Origin of the sequence: Pseudonocardia nantongensis, assembly GCF_046546495.1 — a bacterium.
Classification (GTDB): domain Bacteria; phylum Actinomycetota; class Actinomycetes; order Mycobacteriales; family Pseudonocardiaceae; genus Pseudonocardia; species Pseudonocardia nantongensis.
Genome location: NZ_JBKGXT010000018.1, coordinates 113905 through 133666 on the forward strand (window position 1 = coordinate 113905; position 19762 = coordinate 133666).

Sequence of the window (19762 nt, forward strand, 5' to 3'; positions counted from 1 at the left end):
ACCGGCCGTCGTGCAGCCGCTCCGGGGAGGGCTGCGAAAGTGCGAGCTCCGCTCAGCGCAGGCCGAGCTTCTCGGAGCAGGCGGGCCAGGCGCCCCAGCCCTGGCCGTCCAGGACCTTCTCGGCGACCTGGATCTGCTCGGACTTGCTGGCGTTCTTCGGGTTGCCCTCGCCGCCGAAGGCCTTCCAGGTCGACGGCGTGAACTGCAGGCCACCGGAGAAGCCGTTGCCGGTGTTGGTGCTCCAGTCCCCACCGGACTCGCACTCGGCGAGCTTGTCCCACGTGCTGGTGGAGACGGACTGGGTCGGGGCGGACACCGCGGCCGGGGTCACCGGCGCGGTCGTCTCGGCGGCGTTCGCGGTCCCGGCCATGGCGAGCGGAGCCCCGAACGCCAGGATGCCGGCGGTCAGAGTCCCGACAAAACGCCCACGGATGGACATACGAGTGCTGCTCATTCTGTACTCACCTGAGATCCAGGCCCACGACTTTCCGAGCGCCGGTTCGACGCGGGGAGCGACGTCCGGTTGCGTCACGAGCGGATCGCGCTCGTGGCCCGCGACCCCGTCCCGCCTAGGCAGGTCGACTGACCGGGAACCGTGGGACGGGGTCGTCCTGGCGTGGCGGTTCCGGCATTTCGGTGTGCCCCGGACGCGGTACGCATCGGAGCGACCACGAAGGTCGCCGACACCCCGAGATCGGGTCAAGTCGGGTTTCGGTGACCTATCACACCGGGATAACGAAGCTATGCATCTTCGCAGCTCAGACGCCGATTATCGCCATCTCAATTGATCTTTGCCGGACCACGGTATTTCCGATTCGGAGAGGTTCCGGCGCCGATTGTGGGCCCGGTCATGGCGTCCTCAGGACGCCGGGTCCTGCACCCTCCGGAGAGTGAAGACCGCGATCCGCACGACCATCGCGTCGAGCAGCAGGCTGCCGAACGCCCACGGATCCAGCCAGGCCATCCAGACCTGCCCCCCGGCCACCCCGATCAGGCCGGGAACCAGGAACAACGCCACCCCCAGGCCGCCCGCGACGGCCGCGGTGAGCAGGGCGGGCCCGTCGGCCCGGCGGATCACCAGCGCGAGCGCGACGAGGGCCGCGAGCCCGACCACGCCGTTCGAGACGGCGGACAGCGGCGCCGCAGGGGTGAGGAGGGCCGTCCCGGCGTGCACCAGCACGGACAGCACCAGTAGGACGAGCAGGATCCTGCGCCCGGTGCCGGTGCCGCCGCGGCCGGTGGAGGTGCTCATGCGGGTCAGTCTGCCCCCCGGCCCGGGCGGGGGTGGTCAGCGGATGCGCAGCACCATGAGCCGGCACTCGACGTGCTGCCCGGACCGGTAGGGCGCGAGCCCGATGGAGACGGCCTCGACCACGTCCCCGGCGCAGAGCCGGTCGACCTCGGCCCGGTAGCCACCGGCTTCCCAGGCGTCGTCGAGCACGGTGGCGACCAGGTACCCGCCGGGCCGGACCACTCGGACGAACTCGGCGACCGCGGACGGCCCGACGTGGGCGTGGGTCAGCGTGCCGACGCAGACGACGACGTCGTAGCGGTCGTCCGGCAGGTCCAGTGCCGCGGTGAGGTCGGCCTCGCGCAGGTCCCGGTAGGCGCCGGTGGCCCGGGCCTGCTCCAGCATCCCGGGCGAGACGTCCACGCCGTCGATCGTGCCGACGCCGCGCCGGTGCAGCTCGACACCGACCAGGCCGGTCCCGCAGCCGGCGTCGAGGATCTCGCCACCGGTCCCGGCCGCGGCGACGACGGCGACCGCGGTGACCGACGGCGCGACGTAACCCTGCGCCTCGCCGGTCAGGTCCGCGTCGTACGTGGCCGCCCACTCGTCGTAGAGATCGCGGGCGTCGGCCGGCCCGCTCAGCGTGTACGCACGTTCCAGGTGGGGATCGTCCCCGGTGCTCGTGGCCATCGACCGATCATCGTGCAGCGCGGGCCCGGTGTCATCTGCCGGGGGTCACCTGCCGGGTCGCGCTGCGCCGCGCCGCAGCCCCTTCCGGGGCAGGTCGGCGGCCGGCAGCGAGAGCGCGCAGAGCGCGCCCCAGCCGGCGGCGACCATGGTCGCCTTCTCGCGGGCGTCCTGGTCGGGCAGCTGCGAGCCCAACACTGCGAGGTCGGCGAGGTCGGCCCCGACCCGCACCGCGACCGCGGTCCTCAGCGGCGTCCCGCCCGGGGCCAGCAGCATGGCCAGTCCGGACACCAGGTCACGGCCGCCGATCGCCATGGTCAGCGCCCGCTGCCCGGTGGTCGGTTGCTCGCCCTCCCCGATCAGCTTCGTCGGCCGGAGGAACAGCTCCGGCTTGACGGTGATCGCCACGCTGTAGCCGGCGGTGACCGCGCCGAGCAGGCGCGGGATCCAGGTCAGGTCGTGTCGGGTCATGCCGCCGTCATACCCCCTACGGTCGGGTTCACCACAGCCACGACCCGGAAAGGGGACCGCGATGGGGCGGTTCGAGAGCAGGGTCGCGCTGGTCACCGGTGGAGCATCCGGGATCGGGGCGGCGATCGGGCGGCGGCTGCGCGCCGAGGGCGCGCGGGTGGTGCTGGCCGACGTCGCTCCGGTCGACACCGGCGACGACGAGGGCCTGGTCGCGGTGCGGGCGGACGTCACCGACGCGGACGCGGTCGCCGCGGCGGTGGCGACGGCGGTGGACCGGTTCGGGCGCCTCGACCTGGCCTTCGGCGTCGCGGGGGCGGCCCGGTTCGGCACGATCACCGACGGCGCCGACGACGACTGGCGCTGGACGGCCGACCTCGTGCTGCACGGCAGCTACCTGACCGTCCGGCACGCCGCGCGGGCCATGCGGGAGACCGGCGGCGGCGCGATCGTGCTGGTGTCGTCGCTGAACGCGCACGTTCCGCTGTACGGCGGGAGCTCGTACGCGGCGGCGAAGGCGGCGTCGGAGAACCTGGCGAAGAGCGCGGCGCTGGAGCTGGCCGACGACCGGATCCGGGTGAACGCCGTGCTGCCCGGCCTGGTCGCCACCCCGCTGACCGAGGGCTTCCGCAGCGACCGGTCGCTGCACGAGGACTTCATGTCCCGGATCCCGCAACGCCGGCCGGCCGATCCGGAGGAGATCGCCGGCCCGTGCCTGTACCTGGCGAGCGACGACGCGAGCTACGTGACGGGCACCAGCCTGGTCGTCGACGGCGGGTGGGAGATCTCGAACTACGCGGACCTGCGCCCGCTGCTGCACGGCGAGCCGTAGCGGCCGCCGACCAGCGTTCCGGCCAGCAGCACCAGGCCCCACGGGCCGATCACCCAGATCGGCCAGAAGTAGCCACCGCCCCCGCCGAGGGCGACCAGCAGCCAGATCACCAGGCAGACGACGCCGGAGAGCGCCCACGGCCCCCAGGTCGCGGCGAGCACGCCGCGCCGGACCCGCGCCGCCCGTTCCGGGTCGGGCAGCCGGGGCAGGTCCGCCTGGACCGCGGCCAGCTCGGAGCGGGTGCGCGCGGCGGCGACCCGGTCGCTGCGCTCGGTGAACTCGGCCAGGTCCAGCCGGCCGGCTCCGACGTGCCGCTCGAGCTGCGCGATCGCGCGCTCCCGCTCGGCGTCCCCGATCCGCAGATCCGACGTGCGCAGGTCCGACATGACGGCCTCCTCATTGTGGATAGCAGAACTATCCACTATCTGGTTGGCCCGGTCAAGCGGAGGTCACAACTCGTCCAGGAACGCCAGCGCGGCCTCGGCCGAGACCCGGCGCCAGGCGGCGAGCATCCGGTCGAAGGTGTCGGCGCCGCCGGGCTCCGGGCCGCCGGGCTCCGGGCCGCCGGGCTCGGCCCGCAGCGCGGCGACGATCGGCTCCAGCACCGCGCGCTGGGCCGCGACCAGCTCGGCCGGGTCGGCGTCGCGACGATGCAGCACGGCCAGCTTGAGCAGGAACTCCGACCGGAGCTCGCGCACGTGCGGGACCGGCTCGGCCAGCCAGGCCATGGCCCGCTCGCGACCGGTCGTCGTCGCGGCGTAGACGGTGCGCGGCGGCCCGCCCGCGGCCTCCACGGCGTCCGCGGAGATCAGGCCGGCGTCGACCAGGCGGCCGATCGCCCGGTAGACGACCGGACGTGGGATCTGCCAGACCCGGCCCAGGTCACCGTCGGACGCGGTCAGCGCGGCGATCGCGAACCCGTGCACCGGGCGCTCGCAGACCACCGCCAGGACCGTCCACTCGGCCAGGCCCAGCCGGGGGCCACGAGCACCCCACTCCGCGGCCGCTCGCATCCGGCCACCCTAGAGCCCCGGACTCCCCGGCAACCGGCTCCGGCGCGGACCCGGAGGTGCGACACCGCACATCCGCACAACGATTGCGCACGACCGATTCACGGGTATGCATCTGATGACGCGGCCGCCCCCGGCCGCCACATCCGGAGCGACGGCGCCCCGGCTGCATCCCGACCCGCAGCGCAGGGCGCCACCGGCGCCCGCAGGAGGTACTCGTGCCCACCACCGTGTCCGCCATGACCACCGCTGGCCCGAACAAGCCGTTCGGCCGCGGGACGATCGAGCGTCGCGACCCGAAGCCGCACGACGTCGTCATCGACATCGCCTACGCCGGCATCTGCCATTCCGACATCCACCAGGCCCGCGACGAGTGGGGCGAGGGCAACTACCCGATGGTGCCCGGCCACGAGATCGCCGGGACCGTCTCCGCGGTCGGCGACCAGGTGTCGCGGTACGCGGTCGGCGACCGGGTCGGCGTCGGCTGCTTCGTCGACTCCTGCCGCGAGTGCGTGAACTGCCTGGCCGGCGAGGAGCAGTACTGCCTCGCCGGCGAGGTGCAGACCTACAACTCGCAGCACTACGACGGCGAGCCGACCTACGGCGGCTACTCGACGCAGATCGTGGTCGACGAGAACTACGTGCTCGGCATCCCGGCCGGCGTCGGCCTCGACGTCGCCGCGCCGCTGCTCTGCGCCGGCATCACGCTCTACTCCCCGCTCCACCACTGGAACGCCGGCCCCGGTAAGAAGGTGGCGATCGTCGGCATGGGCGGTCTCGGCCACATGGGCGTCAAGATCGCCAAGGCGATGGGCGCCGAGGTGACGGTGCTGAGCCGGACCCTGGCGAAGCAGGAGGACGGCAAGCGCCTCGGCGCGGACGCCTACTACGCCACCTCCGACCCGTCCACGTTCGACGAGCTGGCCGGGCACTTCGACCTGATCGTCAACACCGTCGCCGCGCAGATCCCGGTGGACGCCTACCTGAGCCTGCTCGGCCTGGACGGCTCGATGGTGAACGTCGGGGTCCCCGAGGGTGCGCTCGAGTACCACGGGTTCTCGCTGGTCGCGGGCCGCCGGAGCCTGGCCGGCTCGAAGATCGGCGGCATCCGCGAGACCCAGGAGATGCTCGACTTCTGCGCCGAGCACGGCCTCGGCGCCGACATCGAGACGATCTCCTGCGACGACGTCGACGCCGCCTGGGAGCGGGTCGTGCAGGGCGACGTCCGGTACCGCTTCGTGATCGACACGACGTCCTTCTCCTGAACCCCTCACCCGATCAAGGGGCTCGGTGTCCGGGATTGAGACGCACACGTGGCCGGTGTCCGTGGAAGGATCTGCGGTCGACCTTCCCGACGACCGTGAACCGGAGGCCTCAATGATCCTCATCGTCCTCAAGGCGCAGATCCGCCCGGACAAGCGCGACGAGTGGCTGTCCGGCATCTCCGAGTACAAGAAGGGCGTGAACTCGGAGCCGGGCAACATCTCGTTCGACTACCACGAGAACGTCGAGAAGAAGAACGAGTTCGTGATCGTGGAGGTGTTCCGCGACAGCGCCGCGGGCGACGAGCACGTCAAGACCGACCACGCGCAGAAGTTCTTCGACTTCATGGGCACGGTGGTCCCGGAGAAGCCGCTGATCAACTTCCAGAGCCTCGACGGGGACGTCTGGAACGAGATGGGCGAGGTCACTCCGCGCTGACCGGCGCGGCAGGACCCGGGAACACGAACGACGCCGGTGGCCCCACGGGACCACCGGCGTCGTCGTGCGCACCCGGTCGGCCCCGCTCGGCCCCGCTCGGCGCCGGTCGGCACCGGTCGACACCGGGCCGCGTCCGGTCCGGACGAGTCGGGCGGAGCGCACCGAACGGTCGTTCCGGGTGATCGGGACGAGGGCGTACCGCCGTCCGGCGGGCACCCGGGCAACGGCACACTGAGCCGGCCGGGGGCTGCGGTGACACGGCCCGGAAACTGATCGTTGCTCGACGCAACCTGCACCCGCTCCGGCACGTCCTCCCAGGAGGACGGCTCGCCCGCGCGGCGGGCGGCACGGCGCCGGCCGAACCGGCAGGCGCGGACGAACAGGAGTGCGATGGACACCGACCGGCAGCAGCCCGCTCCCCGCCGTCTCCGCCGCACGGCGGCACTCGGCACGGCGCTGGCCGCACTCGCCGGCGTCGGCCTGGCCGGCACCGCGCTGGCCGGCTCCCCGGCGGCCGACCAGGCGCGCGCGCAGCCGCTCGTCCCGGGCACCCCCTGCTCGATCACCGCCAGGGCCTGCGTCGACCTGGACTCCCAGCAGTCCTGGCTGATCCAGGACGGGAAGGTGCTCCGCGGGCCGGTCGGCATCTCGTCCGGCGGCAACGGCCAGGAGACCCCGGTCGGTCACTCGCTGCGCGTCTACCGCAAGGACGCCACGCACGTCAGCGAGGAGTCCCGGCTGGCGGACGGCAGCCCGGCCCCGATGCCCTGGTCGGTGTTCTTCCAGGACGGCGGCATCGCCTTCCACAGCGGCAGCCCGGACCGGTCGTCAGCCGGGTGCATCCACGTCCCCGCCGACGACGCCAGGGCCTACTTCGACCACCTGCAGATCGGCGACCAGGTCCAGGTCGTCCGGGCGTCCGAGGAGAACGCGGCCCGCGGGGCCGCCTGACCGGTCGCGGTCGGTGACCGTCACCGGCATCGCGGACCCGGACGGGTGACGGGCGCGGACCGCCGGTAACGACGGTCGGAGATCCGCCGACACAGAGACGACTGCACGTCGCCCGACCGCCCCTCCGGAGGCTCCCCCGATGGCCGATCAGCCCGCCCGCACGTCCACCGTGGACCGGGCCCGCCGGGTCGCACGCCTGGCCCTGAGCACCGGCGTCCGGGCGGTGGCCGCGCCGGTGCGCCGGGCCGCCCGGCTGGGCCGTGCCGAGTCGGACCCGCGGCTGGCCGGCATCACCTGGCTCTGGCAGCCGGGCTGGGGCGCCCGGTGCCACGACCGGCTCTACAGCCGGCCCGACCCGTACGGCATCGGCGCGAACCCGTACGAGCAGCGCAAGTACGGGACCGTGATGGACACCCTCGCCGGGCGCCGGTTCGAGCGCGTGCTCGAGGTCGGCTGCGGCGAGGGCGACCTCAGCGTGCGGCTGGCCGGCCACACCCGCGGGCTGCTCGGCGTGGACATCAGCGCGGCCGCCGTCGAGCGCGCGGCGGCGCGCGTGCCGGACGCGACCTTCGTGCGCCGCACGCTGCCCCGGGAGCTGCCCGATGGCACGTTCGACCTGATCGTCTGCACCGACGTCCTCTACTACTGGGAGCCGGTGACCCTGCGCGTCGGCGTCGCCGCCCTGCTGGACCGGCTGCGGCCCGGCGGGGTGCTGCTCGCCTACCACTACCGGGGGCACTTCGGGCAGGTCGGCACCGCCGACCGGTCGCACCGCGCGCTGCGGTCCGCGGCCCGCGACCGTGGCCTGGAGTTGCGCGAGCACCGGCGGTTCGACGGGATCGGCCCGGACGGCGCCGGGGCCCGGTTCGACGTCGTCGCCCGGCCCGTCGCCGTGCCGGAGGTCCCCGCACAGCGACGCCCGGTGGCCGACGAGCCGAGCGTGCTGCGCCGATCCTGAGCCCGAGCCCCGGTACGTCCGGGCGGCGGTACCGGCGCTGAGCCGTCCGGACGTTCTCGTCGGGGCGACGTGGACCTGTCGTGCACTGCTGATCCGCAGATAGCGTGCCGCCATGACGGTCAGCGCGGACGGGCCCGACGGGATGACGGACGCCCAGCGGGTGGTGACCGTCCCCGAGCTGAGCGCTCCCAGCTACCTGCAGGCGGTGCTGTCGGTGGCCTACCGCGACGAGCGCAACAGCGTCCCGCTGACCGTGGCGACCCCGGCCGGTCTGGTGTTCGGGAACGCGGTGCACCCGGCGTCCTGGCTGCGCCGGCTCGGCGAGCAGCTGCGCCACCTGACCGCCGACGATCCCGGCAACACCTCGGCCCAGGCGATGGCGACGATGTTCGAGGAGATGGCCGAGGGTCGCGGTGACGAGCGGGCCGGGAACGACATCCCGGTCAAGGACATCCACTGGGTCTACTTCACCGACGCGCTGATCGTGCCGACTGCCGCGGCCGGGCCCAACTACGTCCAGCCGGCCTGCTGGCAGGTCGCGCTGCGGGATGTCACCGGCTGGACGATCGGCCTCCCGCCGGAGTGACGACCCCGGCGAGGCGATGATGTGGTTCACCCGGACGAGGGCGTGAGAATCGGGTGAATCCCCGCCTCCCACGTGTGTCTGCCGGCCCGATGGGGCAGAACCTGGCAACCGCGCAGCGGCGCCGGGCCCGGTCCGGGGCCGGCTCGACGGGATCGAGCGACGACACACAGGAGGCCTCCGCCATGAGCACCCCCGCCAGCACCGAGTCGACAACCCCGGTCACCGGCACGCCGTCCGCGCTGCAGTCCGAGCACGGCAGCACCCGGATCGCCGAGGCCGTCGTCTCGAAGATCGCCGGCCTGGCCGCACGCGAGGTGCACGGGATCCACGCCCTCGGCGGCGGCGCGGCCCGCGCGTTCGGCGCGCTGCGCGAGCGCATCCCGGGCGGCACCACCAACGCCTCGCAGGGCGTCGCGGTCGAGGTCGGCGAGAAGCAGGCCGCCGTCGACATCAACGTCGTCGTGGAGTACGGCGTATCCATCGCGGACCTGGCCAAGGCCGCACGTCGCAACGTCATCTCCGCGCTGGAGCGGATGACCGGGCTCGAGGTCGTCGAGGTCAACATCTCGGTCGACGACGTCCACCTGCCGTCCGAGGACGGCGGCAAGGACGACGAGCCGGCGAGGCTCGAGTCCACCTCGCGGGTGGCGTGAGCGCGCCGGTCGCCCCGGGCGGCACCGACGCCGACCGGGTCGCCGCCGCAGTGCTGGGCTGCCCCGGGGTGGCCGCGCTGCACGGCGGCCCGTTCGGTGAGATCGCCACCTACCTGCCCGGACGCCGGGTGGCCGGCATCCGGGTGCACCCCGACGACACCGCCGGCACGATCACCGCCGTCGAGGTGCACGTGATCGGCCGTTTCCCGGCGTCCGTCGTCGAGATCGCCCGCCAGGTCCGCTCGGCGCTGCACCCGGTCGTCGGGGCTGCGCCGGTGGACGTGGTGGTGGGCGACTACGCCGAGCCCTCCTCCTCCGCAAGGACGTGACTGCGATGTCTGACAGCCGCAACACCCACGTCGGCCTGCTGGCCGGCCTGCTCCTCGGCATCGCCGGGGTCGTCGCCGGCTTCGGCGGGTTCGTCGTCGCCCTCGTCCTGGGCGCGATCGGACTGGCCGTCGGCCGCTGGCTGGACGGCGGGCTCGACCTCGCCGAGCTCTCCGAGCGGTCCGGGCTCACCGGCCGCGGCTCCGACCGCGGGCGGTGACCGGATGACCGCCACCGTGCCCGGCTCGCCCCCGGCACCCCCGCCGCCCGACGACACCCCGACCCGGCAGATCGACGCGGGCGGACTCGCACCGGCCGAGCAGCGCGGCCGGTGCGACGTCGCCGGCCAGGTCGTCGAGAAGATCGCCACCGGCGCGCTGGGCGAGACCGGCGGCGTCGGGGGCACCTCCGGCACCGTCGGCCGGATGTTCGGCCGTGCCGACGCCACGGCCCGGCCCCGGGTCGCGGCCGCCGTCCGTGGCGATGCGGTCCGGCTGGACGCCCGGATCTCGGTCGCCTACCCCTCGCCGGTGACCGACACCTGTGACCGGGCCCGCGAGCACGTGGTGCGCCAGGTGCAGGCGCTGACCGGGCTGCGGGTGGCCCGGCTGGACATCACCGTGTCCGCCCTGACGACACCGCGCCCCGGCCCGTCCGGGGTCCGGGAGCTCGCATGATCCGCCGGCCCCGCCGCTCGCCGGCCGCGGGCCTGGTGGCGCTGGTCCTGCTGGCCGTGTGCGTGCTGGTCGCGGTGGCCTGCGTGCAGCTGCTGCTCGGCCGGCCACCGGTGATCTCGTTCGCCGACCTCGGTGCCGTCGCCGCCGGGAGCAGCCCGCGCGACCCGCTGTTCCTGGCGGTCTCCGGCGTTCTCGTGTTCCTCGGCCTGGTCCTGCTGCTGGTGGCGATCCGGCCGGGCACCCCGACGGTGCTGCCGCTGGGCACGCCGGAAGGCGCCCCGAAGGGCACCGCATCCGTCGACACCGGGATCCTCCGGCGCAGCCTGGACCGGGCCCTGTCCGACGCCGCGACCGGCGTCGACGGCGTCGCGAAGGCCGGCGCGCGCAGCCGGGGTCGCCGGGCCACGGTCACCGCGCGGGCGTCCCACGGCGAGCCGCGGGAGCTGCGCGAGCAGGTCCGTGCCGCCGTCGCCGAGCGGCTCGAGGCGATCGGCCCGGCCCGCACGCCGCGGCTCACGGTCAAGGTCACCGCACCGGACACCGCCGCCGCAGGCCCCGGTGGCACCGCGGAGGAGGCGTGATGGCGAGCGCGAATCCCCCCGCCCGGCTGAACCGGACGCTGCTGCTGCTCCTCGGGGCGGTGCTGCTGGTCGCCGGCGCCGCCGGCCTGGCGCTCGGCCTGGCGCCGGTGCGCGCGGTGTTCCAGGCGCTCGACCCGGCCGCGCCGCTGCTGCCCCCGGCCCCGGACCCGCCGGGCTGGATGCCGTGGGCGGCGACCGCGGCCGCGGTCGTCGTCGGGCTGCTGGCGCTGCGCTGGCTGCTGGCCCAGGTCCGGCGCCGCCCGCGCACCCGGACCTGGACGCTGCCCTCGTCCGAGGTGGACGGCCGGGACACCGGCGCCACCCGGATGCACGCCGACCACGCCGCGGACGCGCTGGCCGCCGACATCGACGGCTACGACGGCGTCCGGCGGGCCGCCGCCGTGCTGGTCGGCGACCGCACCCGTCCGCAGGTACACCTGGAGGTCACCGCAGACGCTGGCGCCGATCTGGCCGCGCTGCGCACCCGGATCAGCGAGCACGCGCTGCCCCGGATGCGGGAGGCGCTGGGGATCGACGGTGATCGCACCGACCTGGTGCTGCGCCTGGCCACCGACGACGCGAACCGGTCCCGGGTCGGCTGAACGCCGGCCGTCGCGTCCGGAGCGGGGGTCAGGAACGGTCGACGAACGTGCCGGACAGCCGCAGCCCGCAGCCACCGGCCATCCGCAGCAGGCCGGCCATGGCGACGACCAGGCCGGCCATCTCCAGCGTCTCCTCCGCCCCGGCGAGCACGTTGTAGCCGAACGCCTGCACGTCCCCGGTCTGCTCGAAGACCGCGCCGCCCGCCGATTCCAGGCCGACCGAACCAAGCAGGAACAGCGCCGCGCCGGCGGCGACGAGCCAGCCACCCGGGCGGCGCAGGATCATCGGCGCGCAGAGCGCGGCGACGACCGCGACCAGCAGCACCGCCGGGATGATCCAGGCGTAGGTCAGGAAGCCGCTGGTGCCGAACGTGGTGTGGATGATCCAGCCGACCTGCTCGTGGTTCGCGGCCGTCTCGTCCATGGCGACGACCGCGCAGCACAGGCTGAGCAGGACCCACTTCCAGCGCTCCCGGCGCACCGAGTTCGCCGCGATCAGCGCGAGCGCCCCGGCGTTGACCAGGTGCATCGCCGAGCTGAACCAGGTCGAGACGTTCAGCTCGTTGCCGAGCCGGATCGCCGCGGGGATCTCGAACTCGGGCTTGCCGATGCCGTACACGGCGGCACCGAAGTGGGCCAGCGCGAGCAGCGCGACGACCGTCCCGGCGACCGTCACGACGCGGGAGCCGCGCAGCAGCGCCAGGTGCGGCGGACCCTCGGCCGGGGCGGTGGAGGTGAGAGCGGGGGACGGCTCGCTCGGGGCCGCGTGCCGCGGGACCGGTGGCGCGGCGTCCCTCACCCGCGGGATCTGCTCGGTCGCCGGGTCCTCGTCGGCGCTCCGCGCCAGGTGGTGCTGTGCGGTCATGTCCCCCTCCTCGTACGCGTCCGGGCGGCCGTGGTGCCGCCGCTCCGCCGACGACGCGCCGTTCGGGCAGCGCGAGTCGGGCACGGGCGTCGACAGGACGACTACCAGGTGGCGTAGGGGTAAACGAGTGGACGCCCGCCTGGAAACGCCCGGCGGTCGCCCGGATCGGCTCAGGTGGCGCCGGCAGCCGCCCGGTCAGGCCCAGGGGCGGGCCGAGCGGGTCGCCCAGTACTGCTCGGCAGGCTCGCGCAGCGCGGCCAGCTCACCGTCCACACCGGAGGGCAGGTCGAGGTCCGCAGCGGCCGTGTTGCTCGCCAGCTGGCCGGTGTCGACCGGTCCGAGCAGCACCCGCCAGGCCCACGGGTTGGCCAGCGCGGCGGCGACGGCGAGCCGGTCGACCGGCACCCCGATACGCGTGGCGAGCGCCGCGGCGGTCTCCGCCCCGGCGGTGCCGTCCTGCCCGCCGGGGGCCAGCCGGCCGTTCGCGAACACCTCCTTGAGCAGCACCCGGGCGCCGGCGCCGGCGGCCTCGGCCAGCGCCGGGCCTGCGGAGGGCTCGAGCGGGTTCCAGGTGGACTGGAACGAGGTGAACAGCGGCTCGCCGTCGATCCGGACCTCCAGCGCGCGCCGGATCGCGTCGGCCTGCGCCGGGCCGGAGGTGGAGATGCCGACCCGGATCCCGGCGTCGCGCAGGTGGGCCAGCGCGCGGTGCACCCGGGCGTCGTCGAGCACGCCGGTGTCCAGGGTCGCGGAGTGCACGTGGTAGATCCCGAGCCGCTCGCCGAGCAGCTCACGGGTCAGCGCGTACTGCTCGGTGAAGGCGTCCAGCGAGTGGTCCTTGACCTCGTGCGTGTCGGCGTCGGTCCGCCAGCCACCGACGTAGCGGTAGCCCCACTTGGATCCGACCTCGACGTCGGCGATCTCCGGATGGTCGGCCAGCCAGCCGGCCAGGAACTCCTCGCCGCGGCCGTAGGACCGGGCGACGTCGAGGTAGCGGACGCCGGCCGCGTACGCGGCGTCGAGCAGGTCGCGGGTGCGGGCGCGCAGGGTCTCGACGGCGCGGTCGTCGCCGAGGTCGCTCGCGCGCCCGGAGGTGATGTAGGCGGGACGGGCGATCGCGGCCAGGCCGAGGCCGAGGCGGGAGGCGGGATCGGGCACGGACGTCATCGTGCCGGTCCCCGCCCGCGGCCCGCGAGCGCGCCATCGGGAGAAACACGTGTTGCAGTGCCACCTCCGGACTCCGTAGCGTCTGCAGGCATGCCCGGAGCCGATGCGGTGGACGGACCCCCCGAGCGCGAGGGATGGGTGCTGCTGCTGGCCCAGCTCCCGGCCTCGCCGTCCAGCCCCCGGGTGACGCTGTGGCGCCGCGCCCGGGCGGCCGGGGCGGTCGGCCTGCAGAACGGCGCCTGGGTACTACCGGGCACCGATGACCACCGCGAGTTCGTCGACGGCCTGGCCTCCTACGTCCGCGAGCACGGCGGCACCGCCCACGCGTTGCACGCCTCGGCCCCGGACGACTCCGGCGACGCCGAGATCATCGCCCGGTTCCGCGCCGAGCGGGCCAAGGAGTTCGCCGAGTTCGCCGAGCGCGGCCACGCCCTGCTCGCCGAGCTGGAGAAGGAGTCCGCACAGGACAACTTCAGCTTCGCCGAGCTGGAGGAGAACGAGCAGGGGCTGGACCGGCTCGGCGGGTGGCTGGCCCGCATCTCGGCCCGGGACTTCTTCCCGGACGAGCGGATCAAGGACGCCGGCGCGCTGCTGGAACGCTGCCGGCGCGCACTGGACCGCTTCACCGCGGCCGTCTACCGGGCCGAGGGCGTCGCACCGGACGTCCCGCCCCGCGAGGGATGACCACCGCCCACACCGCCGGGGCCGGTACGGTCGCGGGCGGTCTGGGGACCGATCTCCGGCACGGCCTGGACGACGAGGCCGCCGCGGCCCGGCTGGTCGAGCACGGCCCGAACCGGTGGGTGTCACCGCGCCGGGTGACCTTCCGCCAGGTCCTCGCCGACGAGGTCACCGAGCCGATGATGCTGCTCCTGGCGGCCGTCGCGGTGCTCTACGGCGTCTGGGGACGGCTCGAGGACACGATCGCCATCGTCGTGATCATCTCGGCGGTGCTGCTGGTCGAGGTGTCCGCCGAGTTCCGGGCCAAGTCGGTGGTCGCCGCGCTGGGCCGGCTGACCGCGCCGACCACGCCGGTGCGCCGCGCCGGGCGAACCGTGTCGATCCCGGCCGAGGAGCTCGTGCCCGGTGACGTCGTCCCGCTCCGGGCGGGCGCCCGGGTCCCGGCCGACCTCCGGCTGGCCGAGACCTGGGGACTGCGGGTCGACGAGTCCACGCTGACCGGCGAGTCGGTCGCCGTCGCCAAGGACGCGGCCCGGGTGCTGGACGCGGACGCCGGTCTCGGCGACCGCACGAACCTCGCCTTCGCCGGGACGACCGTGGTCGCCGGCCGGGCGCGCGGGGTCGTCGTCGCCACCGGGACGGCGACCGAGCTGGGCCGGATCACCGGGCTGGTCGTCGCCGGGAAGCCGCCGCGCACCCCGCTGCAGCAGGCGATGCGCGACCTGTCCACGGCCCTCGCGACGCTCGCGATCGGGTTCAGCGTGCTCGTGCCGCTGGTCGGGGCGCTGACCGGGCAGCCGTGGCGGGAGATGGTGCTGACCGGGCTGACCCTGGCGTTCGCGACGGTCCCCGAGGAACTGCCGATCATCATCAGCCTGGTCCTCGGGCTCGGCGCCTACCGGCTGTCCCGGCGCCGCGGGCTGGTCCGCCGGCTGCGTGCGGCCGAGGCGCTCGGCACCGTCACGGTGATCGCGACCGACAAGACCGGCACGCTGACCGAGAACCGGATGACCGTCGCGCACCTGGAGCCGGCCACGACGACCGGTGCGGACCGGCTGCTCGCGCTCGGTGCGGCGTGCACCGATGCCACCCCCGAGCCGGACGGCGGCTGGTCCGGCGACCCGACCGACGTCGCGTTCCTGGCCGCGGCCCGCGAGCGCGGGCTCGACCCGGCCACCGACCCGGTGCGGCGGTTCGCCTTCACACCCGAGCGCGGGGCGATGTCGGTCGTGCTGCCGGACCGCCTGGTGATCACCACCGGGTCCCCGGAGGGGGTGCTCCCCCGGTGCGCGCTCACCAGCCGCAAGCGGGCGGCACTGCTGGCGCGCGCCGAGGTGCTGGCCGGGCGCGGACTGCGGGTGATCACGGTCGGCACCCGGCACGCGAACACCGTCCCGGCCACCGCCGCCGACGCCGAGCGCGACCTGTCCTTCGCCGGGCTGGTCGGGCTCGCCGACCCGCCCCGCCCGGGTGCGGCCGACGCCGTCGCCGCCGCGCGGCGGGCCGGGATCCGGGTACTGATGGTGACCGGCGACCACCCGGCGTGCGCCCGGGCGGTCGCCACCGAGACCGGGATCGGCGACGGCGGCCCGCCCCGAGGCCCGGACGGAGACGAGGGTGCCCCTCGGGACATCGGCCTGCTGACCGGGCGTGAGCTCGACCGGATGGACGACGACGAGCTGGCCGCCGCCCTGGCGCGGACCTCGCTGTTCGCCCGGGTCACCCCGGAGCACAAGCTGCGCCTGGTCGAGACGTTGCAGTCGGCAGGCGAGGTCGTCGCGGTGACCGGCGACGGGGTGAACGACGCACCGGCACTGGCCCGGGCCGACGTCGGCGTCGCGATGGGGGCCTCGGGCACCGACGTCGCGCGGGACGCCGCGGACCTCGTCCTGGCCGACGACGATTTCGCCACCATCACCCGCGCGCTGCGGGAGGGCCGCGCGCTGTACGACAACCTGCGCAAGGGCGTGAAGTACTACCTGGCCTGCAAGGCAGGTCTGATCGCGACGACCGCGGCGAGTGTCGCGGCCGGCCTGCCGATCGCGTTCGTGCCGATCCAGATCGTGGTGCTGGAGATGTTCATGGACGTCGCCGGAAGCGCGACCTTCGCCGCCGAACCCGCCGAGCGGGACACGATGGACCGCGCGCCCCGGGACCCGCGACGGCGGTTCCTGGACCGTCCGCTGCTCGTCGAGCTGGCAGCCGGCGGGGCGTCACTGCTCGCCGCCGTCGGGGGGATCTACCTGGTCGCCTCGTTCACCGGACAGGCTACCGCCACCGCGCAGACCCTGGCGTTCCTCGGCTGGATCTCCGGGCACCTGGCCCTGGCCTGGGTGATGCGCTCGGAGCGCACCCCGCTGCTGCGGATCGGACTGCTGTCCAACCGGTTCCTGCCGGGCTGGACGCTGCTCACGGTGGCGTCGATTCTGGTGATCATGGCGGTGCCGGCCCTGCGGGACGCGCTGCGGCTGGTGCCGCTGAGCGGCGCGCAGTGGGCGGTCGCGGTGCTGGTGCCGGTCGTCGCGGTGTCCTGGATCGAGCTGGTCAAGATCTTCCGGGGTCGCGTGGCCGCCGACACGAGCAGCGCCCCGTGACCGGACCCGCCTGCGGCGGTCGTGCTAGACCGTTCCGGTGACCTCGGTTCTCGACCGCCCGGCCCCGGGGCCGGAGCGCACGATCGGCTACGGCGACGCCCCCGACCAGGTGCTGGAACTGTGGCCCGGCGGTGCCCCAGGGCGGCCACTGGTCGCGCTGGTGCACGGCGGGTTCTGGCGCCCGGCGATCGATCGCACGCACCTGCGGCCGATGGCCACGGCCCTGCACGTGCTCGGCTGGCCGGTGGCCTCGCTGGAGTACCGCAGGACCCCCGGTGACCCGGAGGCCTCGGCGTCCGACGTGCTCGCCGGGCTGCGCGCGGCCGGCGCCGAGGCCGGCCCGGAGGGCGTCGTCACCGTCGGGCACTCGGCGGGCGGGCACCTGGTGCTGCTCGCCGCGGTGCGCGCCCCGGACAGCGCGCGGGCGACCGTCGCCCTCGCCCCGGTCGCCGACCTGGGGCTGGCCGACCGGCTCGAGCTCGGCGACGGGGCGACCCGGGCGTACCTGGGCGGCCCGGCGTCGGAGCACCCCGGGCTGGACCCGGCACTGCTGCCGGCTCCCACGGGACCGGTGACGATCGTGCACGGGGACCGGGACGACCGGGTTCCGCTGCAGGTCTCGGCGTCCTACCTGCGGCAACGTCCCGGACCGCGGCTGGTGGGCGTGCCGCGGGCCGACCACTTCGCGGTCGTCGACCCGTGGGCGGAGGCGTGGGCGACGGTCCCCGCGGAGATCCGCCGCGTCGGCGGGACCGGGTGAGTACGGCAACGCCCGGTCCCCCCTGACCGGCCCGGCACACGCGAACGGGCCCCGCCGACCGTGCGTGGTCGGCGGGGCCCGTCGGGCGATCGCGCGGAACGGGGCCGCGCGGGATCACCGCATCAGCTCACTTGGTGCCCTTCGAGGACTGGCTGTCGTCCGAGCCGGTGCTGTCGCCCGAGCCGCTGCTCTGGCCGCAGGAGTCCGACTGGTCGGAGACCGAGTCGCCGCTCTTGGAGGAGGCCTCGCCGCCGACGCCCAGCGCACCGGTCAGGCCGCTCAGCAGGTTCGCGTCCTCGACCGGCACCTGCGCGCCGAGCACGTTCACCGGGATGTTGTTGTTGCAGACCTGGATCGGCACGTTGACGTTGTTGCCGTTCAGGCCGGAGACCAGCCCGCCCTCGGAACCCTTGTCGATGTTGCCCTCGTCGCCGCCGGCGAACGCGAGCGGGCTCATCGCGAGCAGGGAGGCGGCGGAGGCCGCGACGACGATTCCAGCCTTCTTCAGCACAGTTCTTCTCCTGAGGTGAGTCGCGAGCCCGCGCAGGCGGCCGGCTCGATTCTGTCGGCACGCTGACGAGAGGGGGAGCCCGCACCGACTACCGACAATCTAGCCGCTGGTCATTGGTGGACAAAATTGCGACACCCGATCGGGGGACAACATCACTTTACGTTCGGTTACGCGTCTGATCGGATGATTCCCGATTCGCCGCGACCGGCCGACGCACGCACTGCGAGTCACTCCCGGTGACGCGCGGAAGCCGTCCGTGGGTGTCCCACGACACGAACGTGCCCCGAAGCCGATGACTCCGGGGCACGTTCGCGGATCAGACTCGGATCACCGGGAGGCGGTGTCGCCCGCGCCGGCGTCCTGGCCGCAGTTGTCCGACTGGTCGGAGACCGAGTCGCCGCTCTTGGCCTTGCCCTCGCCCGCGATGCCGGCGCCGCCGGTCACGCCGTTGCCCGCGGCCGCGTCCTCGACCGGGACCTGCACGCCCAGCACGTTCACCGGCACGTTGTTGTTGCACGCCTGGACCGGCACCTGGGCGTTGTTGCCGTTCGCGCCCGCGACGACGCCCTCGGCGCCCTTGTCGATGTTGCCGTGGTCGTCGCCGGCGAAGGCGAGCGGGCTCAGGCCCAGCAGGGCGGTCGCGGAAATGGCAGCGACGAGGCCGGCCTTCTTCTTCTGCACAGTTCTCTCCTGATGAGTCGCGAGCCCACGGCGACGCCGGCGCTCGTACCTGTCGACACGACGGAAAAATGGGGGAGCCCGTGCCGACTGAGCGAGAGAGTATCCGGCCGCCGTCAGGTAGTTCAATTTCCGGACGTCCATCGTGTAATGCGAATACCGTGGGTTCGTCCCGACGCCTCCCGGGCCGGTGTACCCGGAACCCGCCCGTCGCACGAACGGGTCGCGCCACGACGCAGGGTCGCGACCCGCGGCACTGGGATAGGTTCGACGCATGGTGGTCTACCGGCCCTACGAAGAGCGCGAGCCCTCCGCCGAGTACCGCGGCGTGCTGGAACGGGTGCTCGCCGACGGGATCCGGGTACCGACCCGGCAGGGACCCGCCGCGCTCACCGCGATGCAGCAGACGATGCGGTTCCCGCTCGCCGAGGGCTTCCCGGTGATCACCGAGCGCTCGATCGCGGGGTTCTGGCGCAAGCCGGTCGGCGAGCTCTGCGCCTTCGTCAACGGTGCGACGACCGTGACCGAGCTGGCGGAGTTCGGCTGCGACTGGTGGGGCCCCTGGGCCACACCGGAGAAGACCCGCAAGCGGGGCCTGGAGCCGGGCGACATCGGACCCGGCTCCTACGGCGGCGCGTTCCACGACTTCCCGACCGCGGAGGGCCCGACCTTCGACCAGTTCGCCCACCTGGTCGAGCAGATCCGGGAGCTGCCGAACGACCGCACCCACTTCGTCTCCCCGTGGATCCCGCAGTACCAGGTCCGGGGGCAGGGCAAGACCCCGCGCACCACGATCGCGCCGTGTCACGGCTGGGTGCACGTCCGCGTCCTGGACGGCGGGCTGCACCTGCACATGTTCCAGCGCTCCGGGGACCTGCCGGTCGGGGTCCCGTCGAACATGGTCCAGTACGCGGCGCTGACGCTGATGCTCGAACACCTGACCGGGGTCCCGGCCGTGGCCTACTACCACACGATCTCCGACGCGCACGTCTACGAGAACCAGCTGGATCCGGTGCGGGAGATGCTCGACCGCACCCCGGCCCGGCTGCCCACCGTGCACCTCACCGACGCCGGCCGCGCCGTCACCGACATCCACGACTTCCGGGCCGAGCACTTCGAGATCGCCGACTACCACCCGCACCCTGGCCTCGGACGGATCCCGGTCGCCCCCTGACCGGCCGGTCAGGGGCAGGACGAGCCGGAGGGCGGCGGAGCGGGACGACCACGGCCGCCGATCCGGCC

Annotated in this window: 26 protein-coding genes; 16 read left to right on the forward strand and 10 right to left on the reverse strand. The window is 74.3% G+C overall.

What is annotated here, in order from left to right; all coding sequences use genetic code 11:
* Window positions 1-52: 52 nt before the first annotated feature.
* The 4 genes from ACLFMI_RS19630 to ACLFMI_RS19645 form a co-directional block, all read right to left on the reverse strand.
* Window positions 53-454, reverse strand: coding sequence for a transglycosylase family protein (locus ACLFMI_RS19630; RefSeq protein WP_410949357.1), 402 nt, complete (start codon window positions 452-454; stop codon window positions 53-55).
* Between the two features lie 405 nt (window positions 455-859).
* Window positions 860-1252 carry a hypothetical protein gene (locus ACLFMI_RS19635; protein ID WP_410949358.1) on the reverse strand — a complete coding sequence of 131 codons (393 nt, stop codon included), beginning with the start codon at window positions 1250-1252 and terminating at the stop codon, window positions 860-862.
* A gap of 36 nt (window positions 1253-1288) precedes the next feature.
* The gene (locus tag ACLFMI_RS19640) at window positions 1289-1921 is read right to left on the reverse strand and encodes a class I SAM-dependent DNA methyltransferase (protein ID WP_410949359.1); all 633 of its coding nucleotides are present in this window, start codon (window positions 1919-1921) and stop codon (window positions 1289-1291) included.
* A 45-nt stretch (window positions 1922-1966) separates the two neighbouring features.
* The gene (locus ACLFMI_RS19645) at window positions 1967-2389 is read right to left on the reverse strand and encodes a hypothetical protein (RefSeq protein WP_410949360.1); all 423 of its coding nucleotides are present in this window, start codon (window positions 2387-2389) and stop codon (window positions 1967-1969) included.
* 61 nt (window positions 2390-2450) lie between these two features.
* Between ACLFMI_RS19645 and ACLFMI_RS19650 the strand changes: the two genes are divergently transcribed.
* Window positions 2451-3218, forward strand: coding sequence for an SDR family NAD(P)-dependent oxidoreductase (locus ACLFMI_RS19650; RefSeq protein WP_410949361.1), 768 nt, complete (start codon window positions 2451-2453; stop codon window positions 3216-3218).
* Here ACLFMI_RS19650 and ACLFMI_RS19655 read toward each other — a convergent pair.
* A complete protein-coding gene (locus ACLFMI_RS19655; RefSeq protein ID WP_410949362.1) occupies window positions 3179-3604 on the reverse strand; it encodes a DUF1707 SHOCT-like domain-containing protein in 426 nt (141 codons plus the stop codon). The genes ACLFMI_RS19650 and ACLFMI_RS19655 overlap by 40 nt on opposite strands.
* A gap of 63 nt (window positions 3605-3667) precedes the next feature.
* Complete coding sequence (locus ACLFMI_RS19660) at window positions 3668-4231, reverse strand: PadR family transcriptional regulator (protein ID WP_410949363.1); 564 nt, start codon at window positions 4229-4231, stop codon at window positions 3668-3670.
* A 215-nt stretch (window positions 4232-4446) separates the two neighbouring features.
* On the opposite strand from ACLFMI_RS19660, the gene ACLFMI_RS19665 reads away from it, so the two are divergent.
* From ACLFMI_RS19665 to ACLFMI_RS19715, 11 genes are all read left to right on the forward strand, one after another.
* Window positions 4447-5493 (forward strand): NAD(P)-dependent alcohol dehydrogenase, encoded by a 1047-nt coding sequence (locus tag ACLFMI_RS19665; RefSeq protein WP_410949364.1) that lies wholly within the window; start codon window positions 4447-4449, stop codon window positions 5491-5493.
* 112 nt (window positions 5494-5605) lie between these two features.
* On the forward strand, window positions 5606-5929 hold the full coding sequence (locus ACLFMI_RS19670; RefSeq protein ID WP_410949365.1) for a putative quinol monooxygenase: 324 nt from the start codon (window positions 5606-5608) through the stop codon (window positions 5927-5929).
* A 390-nt stretch (window positions 5930-6319) separates the two neighbouring features.
* On the forward strand, window positions 6320-6880 hold the full coding sequence (locus ACLFMI_RS19675; protein ID WP_410949366.1) for a L,D-transpeptidase: 561 nt from the start codon (window positions 6320-6322) through the stop codon (window positions 6878-6880).
* A 139-nt stretch (window positions 6881-7019) separates the two neighbouring features.
* On the forward strand, window positions 7020-7838 hold the full coding sequence (locus ACLFMI_RS19680; RefSeq protein ID WP_410949367.1) for a class I SAM-dependent DNA methyltransferase: 819 nt from the start codon (window positions 7020-7022) through the stop codon (window positions 7836-7838).
* Window positions 7839-7950: 112 nt separating this feature from the next.
* Complete coding sequence (locus ACLFMI_RS19685) at window positions 7951-8424, forward strand: hypothetical protein (RefSeq protein ID WP_410949368.1); 474 nt, start codon at window positions 7951-7953, stop codon at window positions 8422-8424.
* A 182-nt stretch (window positions 8425-8606) separates the two neighbouring features.
* Window positions 8607-9077 carry an Asp23/Gls24 family envelope stress response protein gene (locus tag ACLFMI_RS19690; RefSeq protein ID WP_410949369.1) on the forward strand — a complete coding sequence of 157 codons (471 nt, stop codon included), beginning with the start codon at window positions 8607-8609 and terminating at the stop codon, window positions 9075-9077.
* Window positions 9074-9406, forward strand: coding sequence for an Asp23/Gls24 family envelope stress response protein (locus ACLFMI_RS19695; protein ID WP_410949370.1), 333 nt, complete (start codon window positions 9074-9076; stop codon window positions 9404-9406). The genes ACLFMI_RS19690 and ACLFMI_RS19695 overlap by 4 nt, the downstream gene beginning before the upstream one ends.
* Before the next feature lie 5 nt (window positions 9407-9411).
* Complete coding sequence (locus ACLFMI_RS19700) at window positions 9412-9624, forward strand: hypothetical protein (RefSeq protein ID WP_410949371.1); 213 nt, start codon at window positions 9412-9414, stop codon at window positions 9622-9624.
* Window positions 9625-9628: 4 nt separating this feature from the next.
* Window positions 9629-10081 (forward strand): Asp23/Gls24 family envelope stress response protein, encoded by a 453-nt coding sequence (locus ACLFMI_RS19705; RefSeq protein WP_410949372.1) that lies wholly within the window; start codon window positions 9629-9631, stop codon window positions 10079-10081.
* A complete protein-coding gene (locus ACLFMI_RS19710) occupies window positions 10078-10662 on the forward strand; it encodes a DUF6286 domain-containing protein (protein ID WP_410949373.1) in 585 nt (194 codons plus the stop codon). The genes ACLFMI_RS19705 and ACLFMI_RS19710 overlap by 4 nt, the downstream gene beginning before the upstream one ends.
* Window positions 10662-11264, forward strand: coding sequence for an alkaline shock response membrane anchor protein AmaP (locus ACLFMI_RS19715; protein WP_410949374.1), 603 nt, complete (start codon window positions 10662-10664; stop codon window positions 11262-11264). The genes ACLFMI_RS19710 and ACLFMI_RS19715 overlap by 1 nt, the downstream gene beginning before the upstream one ends.
* Before the next feature lie 28 nt (window positions 11265-11292).
* Here ACLFMI_RS19715 and ACLFMI_RS19720 read toward each other — a convergent pair whose 3' ends face one another.
* Window positions 11293-12129, reverse strand: coding sequence for a hypothetical protein (locus ACLFMI_RS19720; protein ID WP_410949375.1), 837 nt, complete (start codon window positions 12127-12129; stop codon window positions 11293-11295).
* Between the two features lie 195 nt (window positions 12130-12324).
* Entirely contained in the window at window positions 12325-13296 is a 972-nt protein-coding gene (locus ACLFMI_RS19725) for an aldo/keto reductase (RefSeq protein ID WP_410949376.1), read from the reverse strand.
* Between the two features lie 90 nt (window positions 13297-13386).
* Between ACLFMI_RS19725 and ACLFMI_RS19730 the strand changes: the two genes are divergently transcribed.
* The 3 genes from ACLFMI_RS19730 to ACLFMI_RS19740 are packed head-to-tail and all read left to right on the forward strand — an operon-like array spanning window position 13387 to window position 17331.
* The gene (locus ACLFMI_RS19730; protein WP_410949377.1) at window positions 13387-13980 is read left to right on the forward strand and encodes a Chromate resistance protein ChrB; all 594 of its coding nucleotides are present in this window, start codon (window positions 13387-13389) and stop codon (window positions 13978-13980) included.
* Complete coding sequence (locus ACLFMI_RS19735) at window positions 13977-16571, forward strand: cation-translocating P-type ATPase (protein WP_410949378.1); 2595 nt, start codon at window positions 13977-13979, stop codon at window positions 16569-16571. The genes ACLFMI_RS19730 and ACLFMI_RS19735 overlap by 4 nt, the downstream gene beginning before the upstream one ends.
* A 37-nt stretch (window positions 16572-16608) precedes the next feature.
* Window positions 16609-17331: an alpha/beta hydrolase family protein gene (locus tag ACLFMI_RS19740; protein WP_410949379.1), complete on the forward strand. Its 723-nt coding sequence runs from the start codon at window positions 16609-16611 to the stop codon at window positions 17329-17331.
* Window positions 17332-17458: 127 nt separating this feature from the next.
* Here the strand turns inward: ACLFMI_RS19740 and ACLFMI_RS19745 are convergent, their stop codons facing one another.
* Window positions 17459-17842, reverse strand: a complete 384-nt coding sequence (locus tag ACLFMI_RS19745; protein WP_410949380.1) for a hypothetical protein — start codon at window positions 17840-17842, stop codon at window positions 17459-17461.
* A 327-nt stretch (window positions 17843-18169) separates the two neighbouring features.
* Window positions 18170-18523, reverse strand: coding sequence for a hypothetical protein (locus tag ACLFMI_RS19750; protein WP_410949381.1), 354 nt, complete (start codon window positions 18521-18523; stop codon window positions 18170-18172).
* 271 nt (window positions 18524-18794) lie between these two features.
* Between ACLFMI_RS19750 and thyA the strand changes: the two genes are divergently transcribed.
* The gene (thyA, locus tag ACLFMI_RS19755; RefSeq protein WP_410949382.1) at window positions 18795-19694 is read left to right on the forward strand and encodes a thymidylate synthase; all 900 of its coding nucleotides are present in this window, start codon (window positions 18795-18797) and stop codon (window positions 19692-19694) included.
* Window positions 19695-19762 lie beyond the last annotated feature (68 nt).